Below are 20361 nucleotides of genomic sequence, written 5' to 3'. Positions count from 1 at the left end.
CCCTCAATGATGTGAAACAACAGACTGTAATCAGCAGCATTGAGAGGGCATGGAACAATTTCAACATTCGTCAGCGACCTATTTTAATCGGGAACTTTCCTTATTTGAATTTCAGCGTCGTGTCTTGGCACAAGCACTCGATCCGAATTTACCGATTTTAGAGCGCTTAAACTTCCTGATTATTTTTTCCCGTAACCTGGATGAGTTCTTTGAAATCAGGATTGCCGGGCTGATGAAACAGCAAGACCTGAATGCGACTACCCGGACGCCTGATGCTGTACCCACCGAGCTGATTCTACAACAACTGTCCCAGTCCATTCATGCCACAGTTAACAAACAGTATGAAGTTCTGAATCATGCAATTCTGCCTGAACTTCAGGCGCAGGGTATTCAGTTTCTTCAATACCAGGATCTTCTGGAAAAACATAAAGCCTGGATTGCAGCCTTTTTTGCCAAAGAAGTGCAACCGGTATTGACCCCGATCAGTCTGGATCCTTCACACCCTTTTCCACGTTTGGTGAATAAAAGTCTGAACTTTATTATCAGCTTGGAAGGTAAAGATGCCTTTGGCCGTGAAATCGAGATGGCGATTGTTCCAGCACCACGTTCCTTAGCGTGCCTGATTAAAATTCCGGAAGATGTCACCGGAAACAATACCACCCAGATTTTTCTGACTGCGATCATCCAGCAGCATATTAGTGATTTGTTTCCCGGCATGAAAGCGACCGGATGTTATGCCTTTCGGGTCACCCGCAATGCCGATCTGGTACTGTCGGAAGATGTCGATGATCTGGCAGTGGCTTTAAAAGACGAACTGTGTTCGCGCCGCTTTGGTCGTGCAGTACGTCTGGAAATTGAAAATGACTCTCCACAGAACATCATCGATTATTTGCTAGATGAATTTGATCTGACGGAACAGGAACTGTACCGGATTGATGGACCGATCAATTTATCCCGTCTGAGTACCAGCTTTGAGCGTCCGGAATTAAAGTATCCGCATTTTAGTCCGGTCATTCCGAAAATTTTCCGTAAACAGAAAAGTATTTTTGAAATTTTAAAAGCACAGGATGTGCTGCTGCATCATCCTTTTGATTCATTCCAGCCGGTGATTACTTTACTGCGCGAAGCGGCCAAGGACCCAGCGGTGCTGGCGATCAAGCAGACGCTATACCGCAGTGGTCCGGATTCGGAAATTGTTCAGGTGCTGGCAGAAGCCGCACGCAATGGCAAGGAAGTCACGGCCGTGATTGAACTGCGGGCGCGTTTCGATGAAGAATCTAATATTATGGTGGCCAATATTCTGCAAGAAGCCGGCGCGGTCGTGGTCTATGGCATCGTGGGTTATAAAACTCATGCCAAAATGATTCTGATTGTCCGGCGTGAAAATCAGGAATTACTGCGTTATGCGCATTTGGGTACCGGAAACTATCATGCCGGTAATGCCCGTATGTATACTGATTACGGCCTGATGACCACACAGCCGGATATCTGTGAAGATGTGCATCGCATGTTCCAGGAACTGACCGGCATGGGCAAAATGGCCAAACTGAAAGCCTTGCTGCATGCACCGTTTACCCTGCATAGCGAACTGCTGAAACTGATTGAGCAGGAAAAGGCATTTGCCCTAGCTGGAAAAGCCGCGCATATCATCATCAAAGTGAATGCACTTACCGAACCGCAATTGATTGCTGCCCTGTATCAGGCTTCGCAGGCTGGGGTAAAAATTGACCTGATTGTGCGTTCAATCTGCTGTCTGATTCCACAAGTTACCGGTATGTCTGAAAATATCCAGGTCCGTTCAATCGTAGGACGTTTCCTGGAACATACCCGGGTTTATTATTTTGGACATGGCGGTGCCAAGAAACTGTATTGTGCCAGTGCCGACTGGATGGGCCGTAACCTGTTTTCCCGGGTGGAAACCTGTTTCCCGGTGCTGGATCCAGAGCTGAAAAAACGGATTTATAAAGATGGCCTGATCAGCTATTTAAAAGATTGTCACAATGCATGGGAGTTAGATGCCGAGGGTCAGTGGCATAAAGTCCCCTGTCAGGATCCGGCCCAGCCTTATAATGCCCAGCAATATCTGCTGGAACAAAAACAGTTAAAAATTTAAGAGATAGGCCAAGACACACTGGCGTATTTGTTTTGTACCCATAAAAAAGCCGGATGTTGGATCCGGCTTTTTTAATTAAAACATTCAAGGATATTTATGAGGCTTTGGACTGTTTGGATTTTAGAATTTCAGTTCTAAAAGTCTGTGCCAGCTCGGCGCTTTCAGCATCCATCCCATTCACCACAAAAGCGTGACGGGTCAGGACATTGGTTGGATTCGGCATGCTGACCAGCTGGAAGTGATCACTCACATCTTTCAGCAAGGTGTTCGGTACATGTAAGGCACTTTCTTTCGCGACCAGATGCTGAGTCAGGCGCTCAGCGGCCTGTACCGAGCTGAGCTGCATCTCCTCGACTTTAGAGGCAATCGCGCTACGGGTTTGTAACACAAAACGTTTTTCTTCACGATAGCGTTTATACAGCACTTCCGAAAGCAGCTGGAACACGGCACTGATCATGGTCAGGCAGGCCAGGGCATTCGGTTTGTCTGCCGCGATACTGATGGTGGCACCTTTTTCATCAAATTTATGTACGGTACAAATATCAGAACTATTCAACTTATAGCGTTGCACACAGAGTTCGGTGGCTTTATTCAGAAAAATCTGGCAAAGATTGAAATAAGGCACCGAAACGGTTTTATTCACGCTATCCAGTAACTGTTTTGGATCGTAGAACTGGATGTTTAAGCTCAGGCTATCGCTCTCCAGTACCGCCGGCTTATGTTCTTTTTCTTTGGCTTTGTTTTTCACTGCCTGTTGGGCCTGGGCAATCGCCAGTGCCGCATTATGCTTTTCCTGTTCCAATGCCTGGGTCAGGGTCTGAATCTCGAATTTCAGCCGCGATTCGTTATTGATGCGCGCCAGATATTCGGTGCGGCTTGGACGTGCCACAGCACGATAAGCGACCCAGAGCAGACCATGAATGATGAACGAGAACAGAATTGCCAGCCATTGTGTGCGCAGAATTTCACCAATACTTGGTTCAATCAGAGTGATTTCAATCACACCGACTTTTTTCTCATTTTGCAGCGCATCACGGACAAAAACTTCACCCTCGCGGGTTTTGGTCAGTCCGCCAGTGGCTAAAACCTGAGCTTTCGCATCTAGAATCCGGATGGAAGCGACACTTGGATTGGTGGCATAACGATTTGCCAGCAACGCCAGAGAAACGCGGTTGGGTGGTTCAAGCTCAGACAGGCTGTCTGTCACCAGTTGACTGGTGATCAGCTGTCCCTGATTGGCACGGTTTTCATTCAGTTGGTGAGTGGTTGCCAATACCAGTAAAAAGGTATGCAGAGCAAAACTTACAATCAATAGGCTAGCAAATAGCCCTTGTCTAGGCGCATTCAACGTAAACTTCCAAGGCAATTCTGTTCAATTTCGATTATGATTCTAACAATAGTTGTAGCTCAGACCCGAGTCAATTCATGCGAGAAATCATTCTTATATCATTCTTAGGACCTGACCAGCCTAATCAATTTACACGATTAATGCAGGTTTTGTCCGCCCATTCCTTACAGATTTTAGATGTAGGGCAAGCGGTTATTCATAATCAGTTAACCTTAGGTATTGTTGTAGCCTCTGAAGACCAGACAGCGACAGCATTAGCCATGAAGGAGATCCTGATTCTAGCACATGATATCGGGTTAACTGTGCGCTTTAAACCGATCTCTGCGACTGAATATGATCAGTGGGTCAAAGAGGGTGGACGCACACGTTATATCGTAACGGCATTGGCCCCTGAATTAAATGCCTCTCATCTGCAAGCCGTGACCCAGATTGTCTCGGGTCAGGGCTTTAATATTGAAACCGTGACCCGTCTGTCTGGTCGCCCCGCTTTAGATGGCCAGAGCAGCGGGCCAAAACGTGCCTGTGTCCAGTTCGGTTTAAGTGGACAAATGCTAGATGCAGCTGCCATGCGTGAGGCCTGTTTGCGTTTATCCACTGAACTTAATGTCGATGTCGCGGTACAGGAAGATAATGCCTATCGCCGTAACCGCCGTCTGGTTTGCTTTGATATGGACTCGACCTTGATCGAGCAGGAAGTTATTGACGAACTGGCAATTGAAGCCGGCGTCGGTGAACAGGTCGCAGAAATTACCGAACGTGCCATGCAAGGCGAGCTGGATTTCCAGCAAAGCTTCCGTGCCCGTGTCGCTTTATTAAAAGGCATGGATGCATCGGTACTTCCGAAAATTGCCGAGCGCCTGACCATTACCGAAGGGGCTGAACGCCTGATTTCGACTTTAAAAGCATTGGGTTACCGTACCGCAATCCTTTCAGGTGGTTTTCAGTATTTTGCGGAATATCTGCAAACTAAACTGGATATTGATGAAGTGCATGCCAACGCGCTCGATGTGCAGGATGGGGTCGTTACCGGTGAAGTCAAAGGCCATATCGTCGATGGCGCACGCAAAGCCTTCTTGCTCGGTGAAATCGCCCAAGAAATGGGGATTTCCCTGGAACAAACCATCGCAGTCGGTGATGGCGCCAATGACTTGCCAATGTTATCCATTGCAGGACTCGGTGTGGCTTTCCGTGCCAAACCATTGGTACGCCAAAATGCCAATCAGGCGATTTCTAGCGTCGGTCTGGATGGGGTGCTGTATCTGCTCGGCGTACATGATAAAGACCTGAACCGTGCATAAGTACAGGCTTTGATTGATTTTAAACGCGACCTTTGGGTCGCGTTTTTTATTGCTTATGATGTGAGTGATATAAGGAATATCTGAAATATGGCTACAAAAACATCGATCATCTTAAACGGAAAAATAATTTTTTCACTTAAAAAAACTACTGATAATTTTGTAATGACACGCCAACATTGGCGCAGTCATTGATCCACAAAAATGTGAAAAGCAAAAAATGTAATGACAATATAATATCGCGACAAAGTATGTCGTTAGGCTGGATGACAGGACTTTTTTTATGCAAAAAACTCAGCATAATGCAGGCATAGAGATACAAATCAACAGATTCCACTTTATTGATTTAACGAAATTCAATAGATAGAAGCGTTGCAATATCAAGCGGAAACTATCTATCTGGATGGAGGGGGTTATATGGTAACAGCGAATTTAGCAACGATTGTGGGCTTCAGTTTAGTCGCTGTAGCTGTGCTTGCTGTGTTCTTCTCGCCTTATCGTCGCTGGTTAAGCTTTATGGCGGCCGGGATGCTGGTATGGGGCCTGATCGAGGTGATTCGTGTAGGAACTCAAACCTGGTTTGAGCTACCAATGACGTATAGTTATCTGAGCGCGTTAACTGCGGTCATGATGGTCGTGACTGGCCTGTTATTGCGTGAAGATCGTCGTGCTGAGCGTGCTTTGGCAAAACGCCGTTGCATTGAACATACGCCAGTGTATGAAGACGACCAGCAGCAGCTTTCAAGCCGTTAATTCTACAAGTTGCAATGAAAAAAATGCACCCACGGGTGCATTTTTCAATTTGGAAATATGATACAAACTGCATAATCCACCTAGCCCAGAACTATGCTAGGATATTTGTCAATTTTCGTACAATTAGAATAGGCATCCTCCATGAAACTGTCGTCCATTCCTGTGTTAAAACTTCCTCTCGTCGATATGAGTACAGATCCGCTGGACTTACTGGTCGTAGGTTTAGCTTTACGTATGAAGCAGTTGGCACGTACCAGCCCAAAATTCATTGAACTGGTACATGGACGTCAATTCCGTATTCAGATTGGTACGGATGAAGGCATGGCACGTCAGATTATTGTGGATAACGGTCATATCGATACGGTTTCGGGTGATGCTGAAAAAGCTGATTTTGTGTTGCAGTTTGCTGACAGTGAGCAGGGTGTAAAGACCTTGGTCAAAGGTGACCCGACGGCATTTATGACCGGCATGCAAAGTGGCACGATCAAAATGGAAGGTGACTTCGGCCTGCTGGTCTGGTTTAACCAGGTGGCGAAAATGATTCCACCAAAACTGCCAAAGCCGGTCAAAGAAAAATTTAAAATGGCACGCCAGTTTATTAAAGAGAAAACAGGCAAATAAAACGCTGCTCCTGACTCGCCCGCCTTTTTCAAGGAGGGCTGAGGGCAGATTCAGCCGGTTTCAATCTGGGTAATGCCAGCCAGTTAGGGAGTTTAGATCTAAGCTCCTTAATTTTTTAAATCTTTTGCAGAAACAGTTATTTTCTAATCTTGCGGTGCAATACAGCTGATGCCCCAGACCGTTATGGTTGAGGTTTCCAGCTATCCCATATCCTCATGAATTAACAATAATAAAAAACCAGACAGTTTCCTGTCTGATCTGCATTACTCAATCTGAGGGTTTTTTAATGTGGAAAATAGTGTCGCTATTCAACTTCTAAATTAAAAGTCACCGGCCCATCATTGACTAGATGCACTTTCATATCTGCTGCAAAAATACCGGTTTGTACATGCTCAAACTGGCTTTGGGCGTATTCTACCAGCTGTTCATACAAGGCTTTTGCTTCAGCCGGCGGCATGGCCGGGCCAAAATCTGGACGTAGGCCTTTTTGAGTCTGCGCCATCAGGGTAAATTGCGAAACCAGTAACAACCCGCCGTTGGCCTGACTGACATTCCAGCCCATCTTGCCTTGTTCATTATCAAAAAAGCGGTATTTCAAGATCTTATCAATCAGTTTTTTGCCTTTTTCCAGGTCATCACCTTTGCCAAGACCTAAAAAAACCAGAATGCCTTTTTCGATTTCACCGCTGACTGCACCGTCTACCACGACTTTAGCTTCTAAAACTCTTTGTAATAACGCACGCATTTCACATATTTACTGATGACTATGGAAGGGCGTAATTGTAGCAAGAATACAATCTGCTAAAGGAATAAATGCTGATTTTTTGGACTACAAACACCTGAAAAATAATTGATTAATTTTTATATATTCAATAAAACGATTAAAGTAATGAGAATAATCCGTTTTAACAATATTTGGTTTTTCTATATCTTAGCCCATGCAGGAAAGGTAATAAATTGAGAGATTTAGAAATGTTTAAGCGTTCATTACTGGTTGCAATGCTTGCAACGGTTACAGCTGCACAAGCGGCTCCTTTGACTAAAGACAATGGCGCACCAGTCGGTGACAACCAAAACTCGATCACTGCTGGTCCAAATGGTTCTGTTTTACTTCAGGACGTTCAGCTGGTACAAAAATTACAACGTTTTGGTCGTGAGCGTATTCCAGAGCGTGTTGTTCACGCGCGTGGTACAGGTGCTTATGGTGAATTCGTTACCACCAAAGATCTGTCGGATCTGACCATTGCTTCATTGTTCAAAGCGGGAACCAAAACCCCGGTCTTTGTGCGTATGTCGACAGTTATTCACGGTAAAGGTTCTCCAGAAACCTTGCGTGATCCGCATGGCTTCGCCATCAAATTCTATACCCAAGAAGGCAACTGGGACTTAGTTGGTAACCAGACCCCTGTATTCTTTATCCGTGACGCGATCAAGTTCCCGGACTTTATTCACGCGATGAAACCAAGTCCGGTCAACAACGTTCAAGATGCCAACCGTGTGTTTGATTTCCTGTCTAGTCAACCATGGGCAACTAACATGTTGACTTATGTGTATGGCAAGCAAGGTGTACCAACCAGCTACCGCGAACAGGATGGTTTTGGTGTTCATGCCTACAAACTGTATAACGACAAAGGCGAATATAAATACGTTAAATTTAACTTCCGCTCTCAACAGGGTGTCAAAGGTCTGAACGTTAAAGAAGCAGCGGAACAGCAAGGTAAAGATTTCAATCACCTCACCAATGATCTTTACAACAACATCAACAAAGGCAACTTCCCGAAATGGGATCTTTATATCCAGGTATTGGACCCTCAAGACCTTGGCAAGTTTGATTTCGATCCACTGGATCCAACCAAAATCTGGCCAAACGATTTAGTTCCAGAAACCAAAGTCGGTACCTTGACCTTGAACCGTATGCCGAAGAACTTCTTCAATGAAACCGAGCAAGCTGCATTTGCACCGGGTAACCTGGTGCCGGGCATCGAACCATCTGAAGACCGTTTGCTGCAGGGCCGTATCTTCTCTTATTCAGATACACAAATGTACCGTTTAGGTGTGAATCACCAGCAAATTCCTGTAAACCGTCCAATCGTTGCCGTGAACAACAACAACCAGGAAGGTTATATGAATGTGAGCGAGCGTGATTCTGATGTGAACTACGAACCAAGCCGTAAAGAGCCAAAAGCTGCAACTGAAAAAGCGCGTGCAGTTCAGACCCCACTTGCCGGCACAGTTCAGCAAATTGGTGTGAAAGAGCAAAACTTCAAGCAGGCGGGTGAGCTTTACCGTTCATATACGGCCAAAGAAAAAGACGATTTAATCATGAACCTGGCGGCAGATCTTGGCAATGTCAAAGATTCTGAAACCAAGCACATCATGTTGTCTTACTTCTACAAGGCAGATGCGGATTATGGTACGCGTATGACCAAAGCAGTGAAGGGCAATCTTGCGACTGTGAAAGCCAAAGCAGCGCAATTGAAAGACTAATTTGGATTAGTCCGACAAATTGGTGACTAGGGTCTAGCACGTCACCTCAAGAAAGTCCTGTAAAACTCCAAACCTTTCCTGCACCCTAGGGGGAGTTTTACAGGCACCCGGTTTTACTCATTTTCTCTCATTTGAACTGAATCAGACTCGATTCATGTCTCTACTCGATTTCTGTTGGAGTCCATCATGAAAGTTATGCAGCATGCAGTTTTAGCCAGTATTTTTGCCTTGGGTGCCATGTTTGCAAACCTGAGCAGCGCACAAGATCTGTCTTCCGTTAAAAGTGTTGCAACTACACCGATGAACTCGCAACAGGAATTGGTTGCATTGTTCTTTGCCGCGGCCAAAACCGGCAATGACGAAGTGATCAATGAATTTTTAAAGCACGGTTTTCCAGCCGATGTGCGTAATAGTGATGGCTATACACCACTGATGATGGCGATCTATTATGGACATCAGAGTATTGTAACGAGCTTGCTTAAACACGGCGCTGACCGCTGCGCCCGAGACAATAAGGGCAATACTGCCTTGATGGGTGCGTTGTTTAAAATGGAATTTGCCATTGCCAGACAGCTGCATCAGGTCGACTGTGATGCTCAGGCCGAGAAAAGCGGACAAAAGACCACAGCCGAGTTTGCCCGGGTGATTGGTCAGGAAAAACAGCTCCAGAAAATCATTCAGGGACAGGACACAACCCAGGCCCAGCCTCAGAAATAAAACGGTTTATGGCCTGATACTTTTGTCGCAGTTTCAGCCGGCTGTACGTAAATCCTGCAATATTGCATGAATTTTTATGCTTTAATGCAGATATAAGCACAGCGATATTTCCTTAATTATGGCTCCAATTATCCGTTCTCTGTTAGATACTGACTTGTACAAATTCACCATGTTGCAAGTGGTATTACACAAGTTTCCGCAAACGCATAGTGTCTATCATTTCCGTTGTCGTAATCTGGAAGACACGGTCTATCCGCTGACGGATATTCTGGATGATCTCAATCATCAACTTGATCTGCTGTGTCAGCTCAACTTCAAAGAAGACGAGTTGCAATACTTAAGAAGCCTGCGTTTTATCAAGAGTGATTTCGTCGACTATCTGGAACTGTTTCAGCTCAAACGCCGTTTCATTCAGGCCAGTATCGATAGCGAAGGCCGTTTAGACATTAAAGTGGAAGGCCCGATGGTTCAGGCGATGATGTTTGAAATTTTCGTGCTGGCAATTGTCAATGAACTGTATTTTAGCCGGATTCGTAGCCCTGAAGTCATGGCTGAAGGTGAGCGCCGTTTACAGGCAAAAACGCAATTACTGAAACAATATGATGCATCGCAAAATCCACAGGATCCGCCATTTCTGGTGTCGGACTTTGGGACGCGTCGCCGTTATAGTTTCGAATGGCAAAAGCATGTGGTGGAAGAATTCAACAAAGCTGCACCGCATGTATTCCGCGGTACCAGTAATGTGCTGTTGGCCAAGGAACTGGGCATTACCCCGATTGGCACCATGGCGCATGAATTCCTGCAAGCATTTCAGGCGCTTGATGTACGTCTGCGTAATTTCCAGAAATCTGCGCTGGAAACCTGGGTACAAGAATATCGTGGTGATTTAGGCATTGCCCTGACCGATGTGGTCGGTATGGATGCTTTCCTGCGTGATTTCGACCTGTATTTTGCCAAACTGTTTGACGGCCTGCGTCATGACAGTGGCGATCCCTATGTGTGGGGCGACAAGGCCTATGCACATTATAAAAAGCTGAAAATTGACAGCAAAACCAAAATGCTGACTTTCAGTGATGGCCTGAATCTGGAAAAAGCCTGGAAACTGCATCAATATTTTAAAGACCGTTTCCAGGTCAGTTTCGGCATTGGCACCAACCTGACCAACGATATGGGGCAAACCCCTTTAAATATCGTGCTGAAACTGGTGGAATGTAACCGGCAGTCAGTGGCAAAAATTTCGGACAGTCCGGGCAAAACCATGACCGATAATGATACTTTCCTGGCTTATCTGCGTCAGGTTTTCGAGATTACTGAACCTGCCTAAGTCTATTTCAGACATGCGCAATTTTAGAACCGCTTCTCTGTAGAGGCGGTTTTTTTATTCCGGACGGTTTTTGTGGGCTAGCTTATCTAAATTCTTGCTAATCATCTTAAAAGAAACCGCATAAAGCTAAAAATGAGCTGTGCTAAGATCAAGGTAATTTGACCAAGAATAGCCATGATACCGATGACCGCTTCAGCCTTTAATTTTGGCCTGCTGATTGAGGCAGAAGATTTAGTTCCCTATCTGGGCCATGAAAAGCTTCGTATTGTTGACCTCAGCCGGGCTTCGGTATACGAGCAACTGCATATTCCGCATGCCCTGCATCTGCAACCCAAGCTGCTGGTTCGTCAGGAAGAACATAGCATGGGCTTATTGCCGGACATCGACGGCTTGCAGGCGCTGATTGCTTATCTGAACATTTCGCCTGAGCATCATGTGGTGGCTTATGATGATGAGGGCGGGGCATGGGCCGGACGTTTACTCTGGAATCTGCATTGTCTAGGGTTTGAAAATACCAGTTTATTGAATGGCGGGATTCATGCCTGGCTTGGTGCCGGTTTGCCGACCTCTTCCGCTCAGGAAATATTTAGCCCGGTCAGTCATTTAGTTCCGGTAAATCTCGAACAAAAAGCCGTGTTTCAGATTGGGTATGATGAATTGCGCCAGCTTGTTGAAAAGCAAGAAGTTCAACTGTGGGATTGCCGCACTGAAGATGAATATACTGGTCTGCGTCTGGCAGCGCGACGCGGTGGTCACATTCCGGGAGCACGTCATTTTGAATGGAGTACTGCCCTTAACCGGCAAAATCATTTAAAATTGCAGCCTTTACCACGTACTCAGCAGCGTCTGGAACAACTGGGCTTCGATTTGAATCGGCCGGTTGTGGTGTACTGCCAGTCCCATCATCGCTCAGGTTTGGCCTATATTCTGGGCCGCTTACTGGGCTGGAAAATTCGAGCCTATGATGGTGCGTGGAGTGAATGGGGCAACCGCCTCAATAGTCCAATCGCTACAGGGGAGGTGCCATCTTGAGCATCACATCACGTTTAAAACAACAGTTTTTTATTAAAGCTCAACGATTAGTACCGCAACATCGCTTGTCTCGCGTGGTCGGCAAAATTGCTGCCAGCGAAAACCCGATTATTAAAACGGCTGTGATTAGCGCCTTTAAGGCCCAGTACGGCATTGATATGTCGATTGCTGAACAGGCCAATGCCCTGAAGTTCAAATCTTTTAATGAATTCTTTACCCGAGCCCTGAAAGAAGGCATCCGCGCGGTTGATCCAGATGCCAGTAGCGTTGTTTCGCCAGCAGATGGTGCGATTTCCCAGCTCGGTAAAATTGAAAATGGTGATGTGTTTCAGGCCAAAGGTCAAAAATTTACTGTAGAAGCGCTGATTGCTGATCCGCAACTGGCTGAACCTTTCAAAAATGGCGAGTTTGCGACGGTGTATTTGTCGCCACGTGATTATCACCGTGTGCATATGCCATTTGCAGGTACATTAACTGAAACCTTGTATGTACCGGGCGAGCTGTTCTCGGTCAATCAGGTCACGGCAGAAAATATTCCGGGCCTGTTTGCCCGCAATGAACGCATGGTCTGCCTGTTTGATACTGAAATCGGCCGTATGGCGGTGGTGCTGGTTGGCGCGATGATCGTGGCGGGTATTGAAACCGTCGCCACCGGCAAGGTTAAACCTTCTGGCCGGATCGAGTTAAACCAGCATGATCTGTTCCTGGAAAAAGGCGCCGAACTGGGACGTTTCTACCTCGGTTCAACTGCGGTGATTTTATTTGAAGAAAATAAAATGCAGTGGGATGCAGCCTTCAAGGCCAATTCTCTGGTGAATATGGGTGAAGCGCTAGGACATACAGTTTAAATATTTTAAGCCTCTTGTTGCTTCCCCCTTTTTCAAAGGGGGATTTAACATTTAATCTCCGCCTCTTGCGCTTTAATTCAAAGCAATACGTTTCATCTCCTAGAAGGAGTGGGAGCTTCCTGTTTTCCAAAGGGAATTTAATTTTAGCTAATCCCTCCCAATCTCCCTTTAAAAAAGGGAGGAGTTGAAAAACTAAAAAAGCGCCATCAGGCGCTTTTTTTATTTCTAGAAATTTATCGTTTCACTACAATTGAATCAATCCCGCTATTTTGCAAGGTTTGCTGCGCGATAATCGCCGCTTCTGCAGAGTCATAAGGTCCTGAAACCACACGATACCAGACTTTGCCATTTTCTACGCTTCTGACCACATCGGCAGACAGGCCATTCAGAATAATTTCCGCGCGGCGCGCATCGGCCTGATCCGGATCATCAAAACTGCGGACCTGCAGAATATAGCTGGCCGGAGCTGCAACTGGTGCTTCGCTGGCTTCTAAGCCAGGTTCGGGATTGGCTACAGGTTCAGGCACTTCCGGTCGAGGCGCTTCTACAATGACTACAGCATTCTGACTTTTGGTTTCTGGTACAGCCTGTTCAGGAATCGGAGTCACTTGTTGTTGTGGCAACAAATCGTAAAAGCGGTAGTCTTTATTGGTATCTTCTTCCTGAAGATGCTCAGAGCTGGTCTGCACTTGAGGCTTAACCGGTTCCCATGGCTTCCACAGCATCAGTGCCATTAAAAAACTTAACACGATTAAAATGATCACGAGTGTGCCGAGCCAGGTCGGAATCAGTGGCTTTTTAGGCTTATTCGGTCTTTCAGATACACCGCGTTGCGTTTTTCCAAACACTTGGAATTTCCTCTATATGGGGTGGCCTCATAGCAAAGGCATCACCGCAGTAATGCCTGACTATTATTTCATCCTATGTGATTCGGATCTAAATGTCATTATTTAGATCAAACTGCACACCAGATTTATACTTGAGCTGTTTTTCAAATACCTGGCAGAATTTGCCAGGTATTTTTGAATCGCTACAACAACCGTTTTCGTTGTGGCTTCGAGTAGAGCTTTTGTCTTGCGAGCATGCAAAACAATCTATACATGCTTACTCAAGCGAAGCTTTCGCCTTGCGAGCATGCAAAGCGGTGCTTTGCTTACATGCTCTCAGGCGCAGACACACCTAGAAGTTCCAGGCCATTGCGTAGTACCTGGCGAACATTTACCGATAACAGTAAACGTGCCTGAGTCAATTCAGCATCATCGCCCAATACTTTATTGTCGTTGTACCAGCCGTGGAACAAAGCTGCCAACTCTTTCAGATAGTTACCAATTTGATGTGGTTCATAGCTGTTTGCAGCACGTACCAGAATTTCTGGATATGCCGCCAGTTTGGCCAGCACTTCGGCTTCAGCATCGAGTTCCAGACGGGCCGCCAGACTACGTGCTGCCGTCGCATCAAAGGTCACGCCTGTAGAGGCCGCTTTTTCCAGCATACGGCAGATTCGGGCATGCGCATACTGGATGTAATACACGGCATTGTCCTTGCTTTGCGATACAGCCAGGTCCAGATCAAAGTCGATGTGTTGTTCAGATTTACGCATTACGTAGTAGAAACGTGCAGCATCGTTGCCGACTTCTTTGCGCAAGTCACGCAAAGTCACGAACTGGCCTGAACGGGATGACATTTGTACCATCTCGCCGCCACGCCATAGGCTCACGAACTGAACCAGAAGAACCGTTAATTTTTTCGAGTCATAGCCCAGCGCATCAATGGCCGCTTTTACACGTGCGATATAACCGTGGTGATCTGAACCCCAGATATCGATGATATCGGTATAGCCACGTTGTAACTTGTTCAGGTGGTAAGCGATGTCAGACGCGAAGTAAGTGGTCTGACCATTACGACGTTTCACGACACGGTCTTTTTCATCACCGAATGCAGTGGATTTGAACCAGATGTTGCCATCCAGTTCATACAGGAAACCACGCTGATCTAAGGTCTGTAAGGCTTCTTCAATTTTGTCTGTCAATGATTCTTCGCTGAACCATTGATTGAAGGTTACACCAAATTCGCCTAGGTCATCTTTAATATCATCCAGAATCGCTTTAAGCGCGGCTTGCAAGAATACGCGGTAGCCTGTGCCAATTAACGCTTGTGAATTAAAGATCAAACCATCGATGTGTTTTTCTTTATCGCCAGACAAGACGACTTTATTGCCATCAGCATCTAATTCAGCTGCAAACTGTACATCTTCAGGCACGTCTTTATACACGTCAGCCACAGGACGAACATAAGCATCGCCATCCTGGTCAATAATGCTTTGTGCGATTTCTTTTACGTAGTCACCCTGGTAGGCATTTTTCGGGAATACCAGTTCCTGACCCGTTAATTCTAAGTAGCGCAGATAAGTCGAAGTCGCCAGAATGTCCATTTGACGGCCAGCATCATTGACATAGTATTCGCGATCTACTTTTGCACCAGTCGCTTCAAGCAAGTTCGCAACCGTCATACCATACGCAGCACCACGACCATGACCTACGTGCAGGCTAGAGGTCGGGTTGGCAGACACGAATTCAACCTGAATACGTTTATCCGCATTGACCTGGGTGCGGCCATAAGTCGCCTGTTGTGCCTGGATTTGATCGAGGACTGCAAAGCGCTGGTCGGCATTCAGGAAGAAGTTAATAAAACCAGGACCGGCAATTTCTGCCTTGCTGATATCCGCCACTTCAGGCAGGGCAGCAAGAATTTTTTCCGCTAAATCACGTGGCTTCATACCCGCAGCTTTCGACGCGATCATGGCAATATTCGACGCAAAGTCACCATGGCTTCGGTCTTTGGTACGCGTCAAATTACTTGTATTGTTCCAGTCAGATGGGAGTACGCCTTGTGCCTGTAAAGTGTGCACTGCATGATCGAGAGCTGCTTGTATTGCCGTATTCATAATCAGTCGAAAATAGAGATCGCAGAAAAACAGCAAATATAGCAAATTTCAGGCTGTTTAGGTAAAAGCATTTCTAGGGAATCAAAAGTAGAGGATCACTTCATCAGAAGTTTTTGACTAAAGAAAGGGAAAATCAACGGATTAATCCCATGAAAATAAGACCAGTTTAAGCTCTATGATTCAGATGAAAAAAACAATACTCCACCGTATAGAATTTGGCTTATATTAGTCATCTGAAAACAGTAAAAAGAGCATGTCGTGGCTGCATCACAACGTCCGACCATTATCGGTCATATTCCTAAACTTCCTGCAAAATGGGCATTGATTATTGTGCCTTTTATCCTGTCCTGCCTGATGAGTGGCATTATTTCCATGATCAATATGCTGCGTAATCTCGGCTGGATTGATGGATTTATAGCACTCTGGTTTCATAACTGGATGATTTCCTGGGCGATTGCCTTTCCGATTGTGGTGACCTTATTGCCTTTCGTGCGCAAATTCACTGGGTTATTGGTGGATATGTCCGGCCCCCAGCCACCAAAGTGATCAATCTTTAAATTTGATCTGGCTGGAGTCAATTTTTGGGCATTTTAAAAGCGGGGGCTATATGTGGCGAATAGCCTCATCTTTAAATTAAATGTTCCACTGCCGCCCGGATAATCCCGAGCACCAGACCGATACAGGCACCGACCACGACCCCATTGACCCGGATCATATGCAGGTCGCCGCCGACTTCATTTTCAATCTTGTCGATCATCTCGCTTGAATCCCATTCGTGAATACGCTCGCTGATAAAGCGAATCACTTTTTCACTGTACTGGTCACTCAGGTCAACCGCGATAGAGCTCAAACGTTTATTCAGCAGCTCACGAACCGAAGCATTCGAGATGATATTTTCTCCGACCTGTTGAATGGCAATTCTGAGATTTTCCGCAATACCCGAATCAGGTTTTTGCAAATCTTCCTTGATTGCATCACATAAAATCACCACGGCACCGCTGATAAAATTCAGTACCTGTGGACTATCCAGTAAGGCATCTTTGGTTTCATTCAGACGCTGGCTGGCTTCACTGTCATTATCTGCCAGCTGCAACATCCAGCTATGTCCCATGCTCTCAATTTTAAGTCGCCACGGATGATCTGGATCGGCCAGCATGGCTTCAACGCGCCCGATCACGGAATCAATACTGCGTTGCTGCACGTCAATCCCGATCCAGCTGGCGCCTTTGGCCAGTTTCCACACGCCCATTTCCTTAAACAGGTTACGGGTCAGCTCGCGGGTTTGTTCCGGATGCGAGGTCATCCAGGCATGCACCACATCCAGTCCGCGCTGTAGCACATCCTGATGGAAATCATTGTCCAGAACGGCATGCAGCATTTCGCTGGCCAGAGTATTGATCTGGGTATTTTTGACCCATTGCACGCTGTTGCTTTGGATAAAGCCGGCAATCTGTTCCTGTCCGACAAATTCAAAGATTTTAGGAACCGTTTGCTGAATGACCTGAGTCACTTGGGCATTATTTTGTGGATTGGCCAGCCAGCGTCCTGCAGCCAGACTCAGGTCGGTACTGTCCAGACTGCGTTGTACAATTTGCGGAGAAAGAAAATTTTCCTGCACAAAACGGCCCATCGACTCTGCAATACGAGCCTTATTACGTGGAATGATTTCGGTATGGTCGCGTAAAAACTTGGGAATGGGCAATCTGCCAAAAGGGTTACGAAACAGCACGGTAATCGCATACCAGTCCGCCAGTCCACCGACCACACCCGCTTCTGCCGAGAGCATCAGAATATGAATGAGCCAGACATATTCAGGTAGCAGTTTGGCTGCCACCATCAGTGCCAACCAGGTCAGTACGGCGACCACCAGGGCGATGGTCGCGAAACGTTTACTGCGTTGTAAGCTCGGGGAGATACTCTCTGTCTGCATAGATCATCCTGTCAGGAGGGATTGGCCGGTTGCGGTTGCAGCACTGCACCGGATGGACTTAAACCATATTTAGCCCCAAGTGACTGTAAAATCAAGCGGGCATCAAAGGCATCTTGAGGCGCCTGATTGGCTTTGAAGCATTCAATGGTATAGGCTACTTGGGCAGGATCCAGAGTCACGGTATAAGGACGATCATAGAATGGGTCTGGCCAGAACCCTGGATATCGGCGGTAATATCCGTACGGATAAAAGCTCGGCGCCGGATAGACGATGGCCTGCCGTGGGGGTTGTTGAGTACGGTTACTTGGATCATTCAGTACTCTGAAGAACTGAAAGCCATTTTGTACGGTAGTCTGTGCGGCTTTGAGCAGGGTAATTTCTTCAGCTGTGCCAAAGCTCATATTGGGGCGAGCCTGAAAGCTGATACGGTAAGTGTTGCTGTTGAGGGGAGTGGTACTGTAGCGACCTAACTGATCAAATGTTAAGGGCTTTGAGGGTGTGGTTGCACAGCCAGTCAGGCTGATGGCAGCAATCATACTCAATCCCAGTAGCATGTTTTTCATGTTCGATCTCCTGATGCAATGATCCAGTCCAGACAGCCGGTCTTAAAAAATCTTAAAAACTGCTATCGGGCTGGGTCAGGAAAGTAAGTTCTTCATCGGTCGATGCACGACCCAGAATCTGGTTTCGGTGCGGGTAACGTCCAAAGCGGTCAATAATGACCTTGTGCTTTTTCTCGAATTCCAGATTGGTCGGATTGCCCAGACGCTGAAACAGTTTTAAGGCGAATTCATGAATCAGTTTGGATTCGCTGTGCATAAATGGCATATACAGAAAGGCACGCTGTTCCGGACTGAGCTGTTGATCCAGGTTCAGGCTGATGGCTTCCTGAGCCAAGGCCAGTGCCAGACTGTCTTGGGCGAAAGCTTGGGGAGAATCACGGAATAAATTTCGTGAAAATTGATCTAGCACAATAATTTCGGCCAGCCGGCCTTCTGCGGTTTTACGCCAGCCCCAAAGTTCAGCCTGGGCTGCCTGCTGATGGGTGCTCATGAACTGCTGCGCAATACTTTGGTCGAATTCATGACTTTGGCTAAACCATAAGGGCTGGCTGTCCGCATGAAACCAAAAGTCTAAAATATCTTGATAATTCATAATATTTACAATTCATTAGCATCTATTTGTTAATAAAATCACAAATTTTCCATGTCTTATAGAGGAAGTTTGTGTTAAAAATTTGCCAAATTAAAAATCAATGGTTTGCCTGAAAACTAGGCAGCCTGTCATATGCCGGCGCGAAATCACGTTATACTGATTAAACCGATGATTTTAATTTAATAATTTAGCCCCCTTAAGCGAGATTGTAATGAGTCAACCTGAATCGACTTCCCAAAATGTATTACCGACCTGGGTCGAGTCGTCACTCATCAAAGGCATGCTGCGTGGTATCGAGCGTGAAAGCTTGCGTATGCAAAGTGATGGTTTCCTGTCACAGGCAGCGCATCCTCGTGCCTTGGGTTCAGCCTTGACTCATCCACATATCACCACGGACTATTCTGAAGCGTTGATGGAGTTTATTACTCCGCCACAGGACAGTATTAAAAAAGCGCTGGACTATCTCAGCGATATTCATGCGATTGTGCATCGTCATCTGGAAAATGATGAAAAGCTCTGGCCTTTGTCGATGCCGTGTATGCTGGACAGCCGCGATGACAGCATTCCGCTGGCACAATATGGCAGCTCGAATATCGGTCTGTTTAAAACCTTGTATCGTCATGGTCTAGGTGTGCGTTATGGCCGCCGTATGCAGACGATTTCAGGCGTGCATTACAACCTGTCTTTCCCGGACCATCTCTTCGAGGCACTGCAACAGCAGGAACAGGACGAAGCGCTGAAAGCATTGAGCTTGCAGGATTATCGCAGCCATCGCTATATGGGCCTGATCCGTAACTTTATTCGTCTGACCCCACTGGTGATGTTCCTGATCGGGGCCAGTCCGGCAGTCTGCCAGTGCTTTATGACTGGCCGTGATCATTTCTTGCTGCCATTGGTGAAAGGCACTTTGTATTCGCCTTATGCGACCGCGCTGCGTATGGGACGTTTTGGCTATCAAAACTCTGCGCAGAAACAGCTCGGTATTCACTACAATAATTTGCAGGACTATCTGGACGGACTGCAAAAAGCCGTTAAAACGCCGTATAAACCGTTTAGTCGTCTGGGACTAGATGATGCCAATGGCCAGCCGATCCAGATCAATGATCATGTGTTGCAAATCGAAAATGAATATTACAGCTTAGTGCGCCCGAAACAGGTGCCACTCGCGGGTGAAACCCCGTCACAGGCACTGGAAAATCGTGGGATTGCCTATGTCGAGCTGCGCGCAGTCGATGTCAATCCATACAGCCCGATTGGCATTAATGAAGATACGGCCGGTTTCCTTGAAGTGGTAGCCTTGTACTGTTTATTGCAAGATAGTCCGGCACTACTCAGTGATGAACAGGATATTATTGAGCAGAATCAGGCCGAAGTAGTGAACCGTGGTCGTGCGCCAAATGCCGCAATTATGGAAAATGGCCAGTCTTATCCGATTGAGGATTGGTGTGCCATACATTTGCAGCGCATGCATCCCTTGGCCAAGCTGTTAAATTCGGCCTATGACAGTACTCTCTATACCGATGCATTAAAAACCATGATGATCCGGGTCGATGAAGTCGATGCCACCTTGTCTGCCTTGGTGGTGGGTGATACGCGTGAACAGGGCGGGATGTGGCATTTTGGCCAACATCTGGCCCAGCAGCACAGCAGTGTCTATGAAGAACATCAGCTCAGTCCGGAAACACTGGCTTATTTTGAAGAAATGTCACAAAAGTCATTGCAGCAGCAACAGCAACTCGAGCAAGATAGCAGCATCAGTTTTGCTGATTATTTAGCCCAATATCGATAAAAAAT

At 46.4% G+C, this 20361-nt stretch carries 18 protein-coding genes; 11 read left to right on the top strand and 7 right to left on the bottom strand.

The window, feature by feature from the left end; genetic code table 11:
* Positions 1 to 49 precede the first annotated feature (49 nt).
* Complete coding sequence (gene ppk1 / locus H0S56_RS13885; RefSeq protein WP_195725322.1) at positions 50 to 2113, top strand: polyphosphate kinase 1; 2064 nt, start codon at positions 50 to 52, stop codon at positions 2111 to 2113.
* A 94-nt stretch (positions 2114 to 2207) separates the two neighbouring features.
* Here the strand turns inward: ppk1 and H0S56_RS13880 are convergent, their stop codons facing one another.
* Positions 2208 to 3461 carry a hypothetical protein gene (locus H0S56_RS13880; protein WP_004729076.1) on the bottom strand — a complete coding sequence of 418 codons (1254 nt, stop codon included), beginning with the start codon at positions 3459 to 3461 and terminating at the stop codon, positions 2208 to 2210.
* 77 nt (positions 3462 to 3538) lie between these two features.
* On the opposite strand from H0S56_RS13880, the gene serB reads away from it, so the two are divergent.
* From serB to H0S56_RS13865, 3 genes are all read left to right on the top strand, one after another.
* The gene (gene serB, locus H0S56_RS13875; RefSeq protein ID WP_005108185.1) at positions 3539 to 4759 is read left to right on the top strand and encodes a phosphoserine phosphatase SerB; all 1221 of its coding nucleotides are present in this window, start codon (positions 3539 to 3541) and stop codon (positions 4757 to 4759) included.
* A 414-nt stretch (positions 4760 to 5173) separates the two neighbouring features.
* Positions 5174 to 5509, top strand: a complete 336-nt coding sequence (gene aciT / locus H0S56_RS13870; RefSeq protein ID WP_004647188.1) for a ciprofloxacin tolerance protein AciT — start codon at positions 5174 to 5176, stop codon at positions 5507 to 5509.
* 141 nt (positions 5510 to 5650) lie between these two features.
* Positions 5651 to 6130, top strand: a complete 480-nt coding sequence (locus tag H0S56_RS13865; RefSeq protein WP_195725321.1) for an SCP2 sterol-binding domain-containing protein — start codon at positions 5651 to 5653, stop codon at positions 6128 to 6130.
* A 304-nt stretch (positions 6131 to 6434) separates the two neighbouring features.
* Here H0S56_RS13865 and dtd read toward each other — a convergent pair whose 3' ends face one another.
* Positions 6435 to 6875, bottom strand: a complete 441-nt coding sequence (dtd, locus tag H0S56_RS13860; RefSeq protein WP_195725320.1) for a D-aminoacyl-tRNA deacylase — start codon at positions 6873 to 6875, stop codon at positions 6435 to 6437.
* Between the two features lie 227 nt (positions 6876 to 7102).
* On the opposite strand from dtd, the gene H0S56_RS13855 reads away from it, so the two are divergent.
* From H0S56_RS13855 to asd, 5 genes are all read left to right on the top strand, one after another.
* The gene (locus H0S56_RS13855) at positions 7103 to 8617 is read left to right on the top strand and encodes a catalase (RefSeq protein WP_180186343.1); all 1515 of its coding nucleotides are present in this window, start codon (positions 7103 to 7105) and stop codon (positions 8615 to 8617) included.
* A gap of 186 nt (positions 8618 to 8803) precedes the next feature.
* A complete protein-coding gene (locus H0S56_RS13850) occupies positions 8804 to 9334 on the top strand; it encodes an ankyrin repeat domain-containing protein (protein WP_195725319.1) in 531 nt (176 codons plus the stop codon).
* A gap of 118 nt (positions 9335 to 9452) precedes the next feature.
* A complete protein-coding gene (gene pncB / locus H0S56_RS13845) occupies positions 9453 to 10658 on the top strand; it encodes a nicotinate phosphoribosyltransferase (RefSeq protein WP_100329534.1) in 1206 nt (401 codons plus the stop codon).
* Between the two features lie 183 nt (positions 10659 to 10841).
* Positions 10842 to 11690, top strand: a complete 849-nt coding sequence (locus H0S56_RS13840; protein WP_195726096.1) for a sulfurtransferase — start codon at positions 10842 to 10844, stop codon at positions 11688 to 11690.
* Positions 11687 to 12538 (top strand): archaetidylserine decarboxylase, encoded by an 852-nt coding sequence (gene asd / locus H0S56_RS13835; protein ID WP_100329532.1) that lies wholly within the window; start codon positions 11687 to 11689, stop codon positions 12536 to 12538. Before H0S56_RS13840 ends, asd begins: the two co-directional genes overlap by 4 nt.
* 233 nt (positions 12539 to 12771) lie before the next feature.
* On the opposite strand, the gene H0S56_RS13830 is transcribed toward asd, so the two are convergent.
* A complete protein-coding gene (locus H0S56_RS13830; protein ID WP_100329531.1) occupies positions 12772 to 13386 on the bottom strand; it encodes an SPOR domain-containing protein in 615 nt (204 codons plus the stop codon).
* 305 nt (positions 13387 to 13691) lie between these two features.
* Positions 13692 to 15482: an arginine--tRNA ligase gene (gene argS / locus H0S56_RS13825; RefSeq protein WP_195725318.1), complete on the bottom strand. Its 1791-nt coding sequence runs from the start codon at positions 15480 to 15482 to the stop codon at positions 13692 to 13694.
* Between the two features lie 258 nt (positions 15483 to 15740).
* On the opposite strand from argS, the gene H0S56_RS13820 reads away from it, so the two are divergent.
* Complete coding sequence (locus tag H0S56_RS13820; protein ID WP_004281267.1) at positions 15741 to 16028, top strand: DUF2798 domain-containing protein; 288 nt, start codon at positions 15741 to 15743, stop codon at positions 16026 to 16028.
* An 82-nt stretch (positions 16029 to 16110) separates the two neighbouring features.
* Here the strand turns inward: H0S56_RS13820 and H0S56_RS13815 are convergent, their stop codons facing one another.
* Genes H0S56_RS13815 through H0S56_RS13805 form a run of 3 tightly spaced genes read right to left on the bottom strand, consistent with a single transcriptional unit; the run spans position 16111 to position 18567 of the window.
* Positions 16111 to 17412, bottom strand: a complete 1302-nt coding sequence (locus H0S56_RS13815; protein ID WP_195725317.1) for a DUF445 domain-containing protein — start codon at positions 17410 to 17412, stop codon at positions 16111 to 16113.
* An 11-nt stretch (positions 17413 to 17423) separates the two neighbouring features.
* Positions 17424 to 17975 (bottom strand): CC0125/CC1285 family lipoprotein, encoded by a 552-nt coding sequence (locus tag H0S56_RS13810; RefSeq protein WP_004647203.1) that lies wholly within the window; start codon positions 17973 to 17975, stop codon positions 17424 to 17426.
* A 52-nt stretch (positions 17976 to 18027) separates the two neighbouring features.
* Entirely contained in the window at positions 18028 to 18567 is a 540-nt protein-coding gene (locus H0S56_RS13805) for a DUF924 family protein (RefSeq protein ID WP_004281270.1), read from the bottom strand.
* Between the two features lie 211 nt (positions 18568 to 18778).
* Here H0S56_RS13805 and gshA point away from each other — a divergent pair, with 211 nt between their 5' ends.
* A complete protein-coding gene (gshA, locus tag H0S56_RS13800; RefSeq protein WP_148335210.1) occupies positions 18779 to 20356 on the top strand; it encodes a glutamate--cysteine ligase in 1578 nt (525 codons plus the stop codon).
* The last annotated feature ends 5 nt before the right edge of the window (positions 20357 to 20361 follow it).

Source organism: Acinetobacter lwoffii, from assembly GCF_015602705.1.
Classification (GTDB): Bacteria; Pseudomonadota; Gammaproteobacteria; order Pseudomonadales; family Moraxellaceae; genus Acinetobacter; species Acinetobacter lwoffii_E.
The sequence above is the reverse complement of the archived record's forward strand: the minus strand, read 5'-3'. Positions and strand labels throughout refer to the sequence as shown.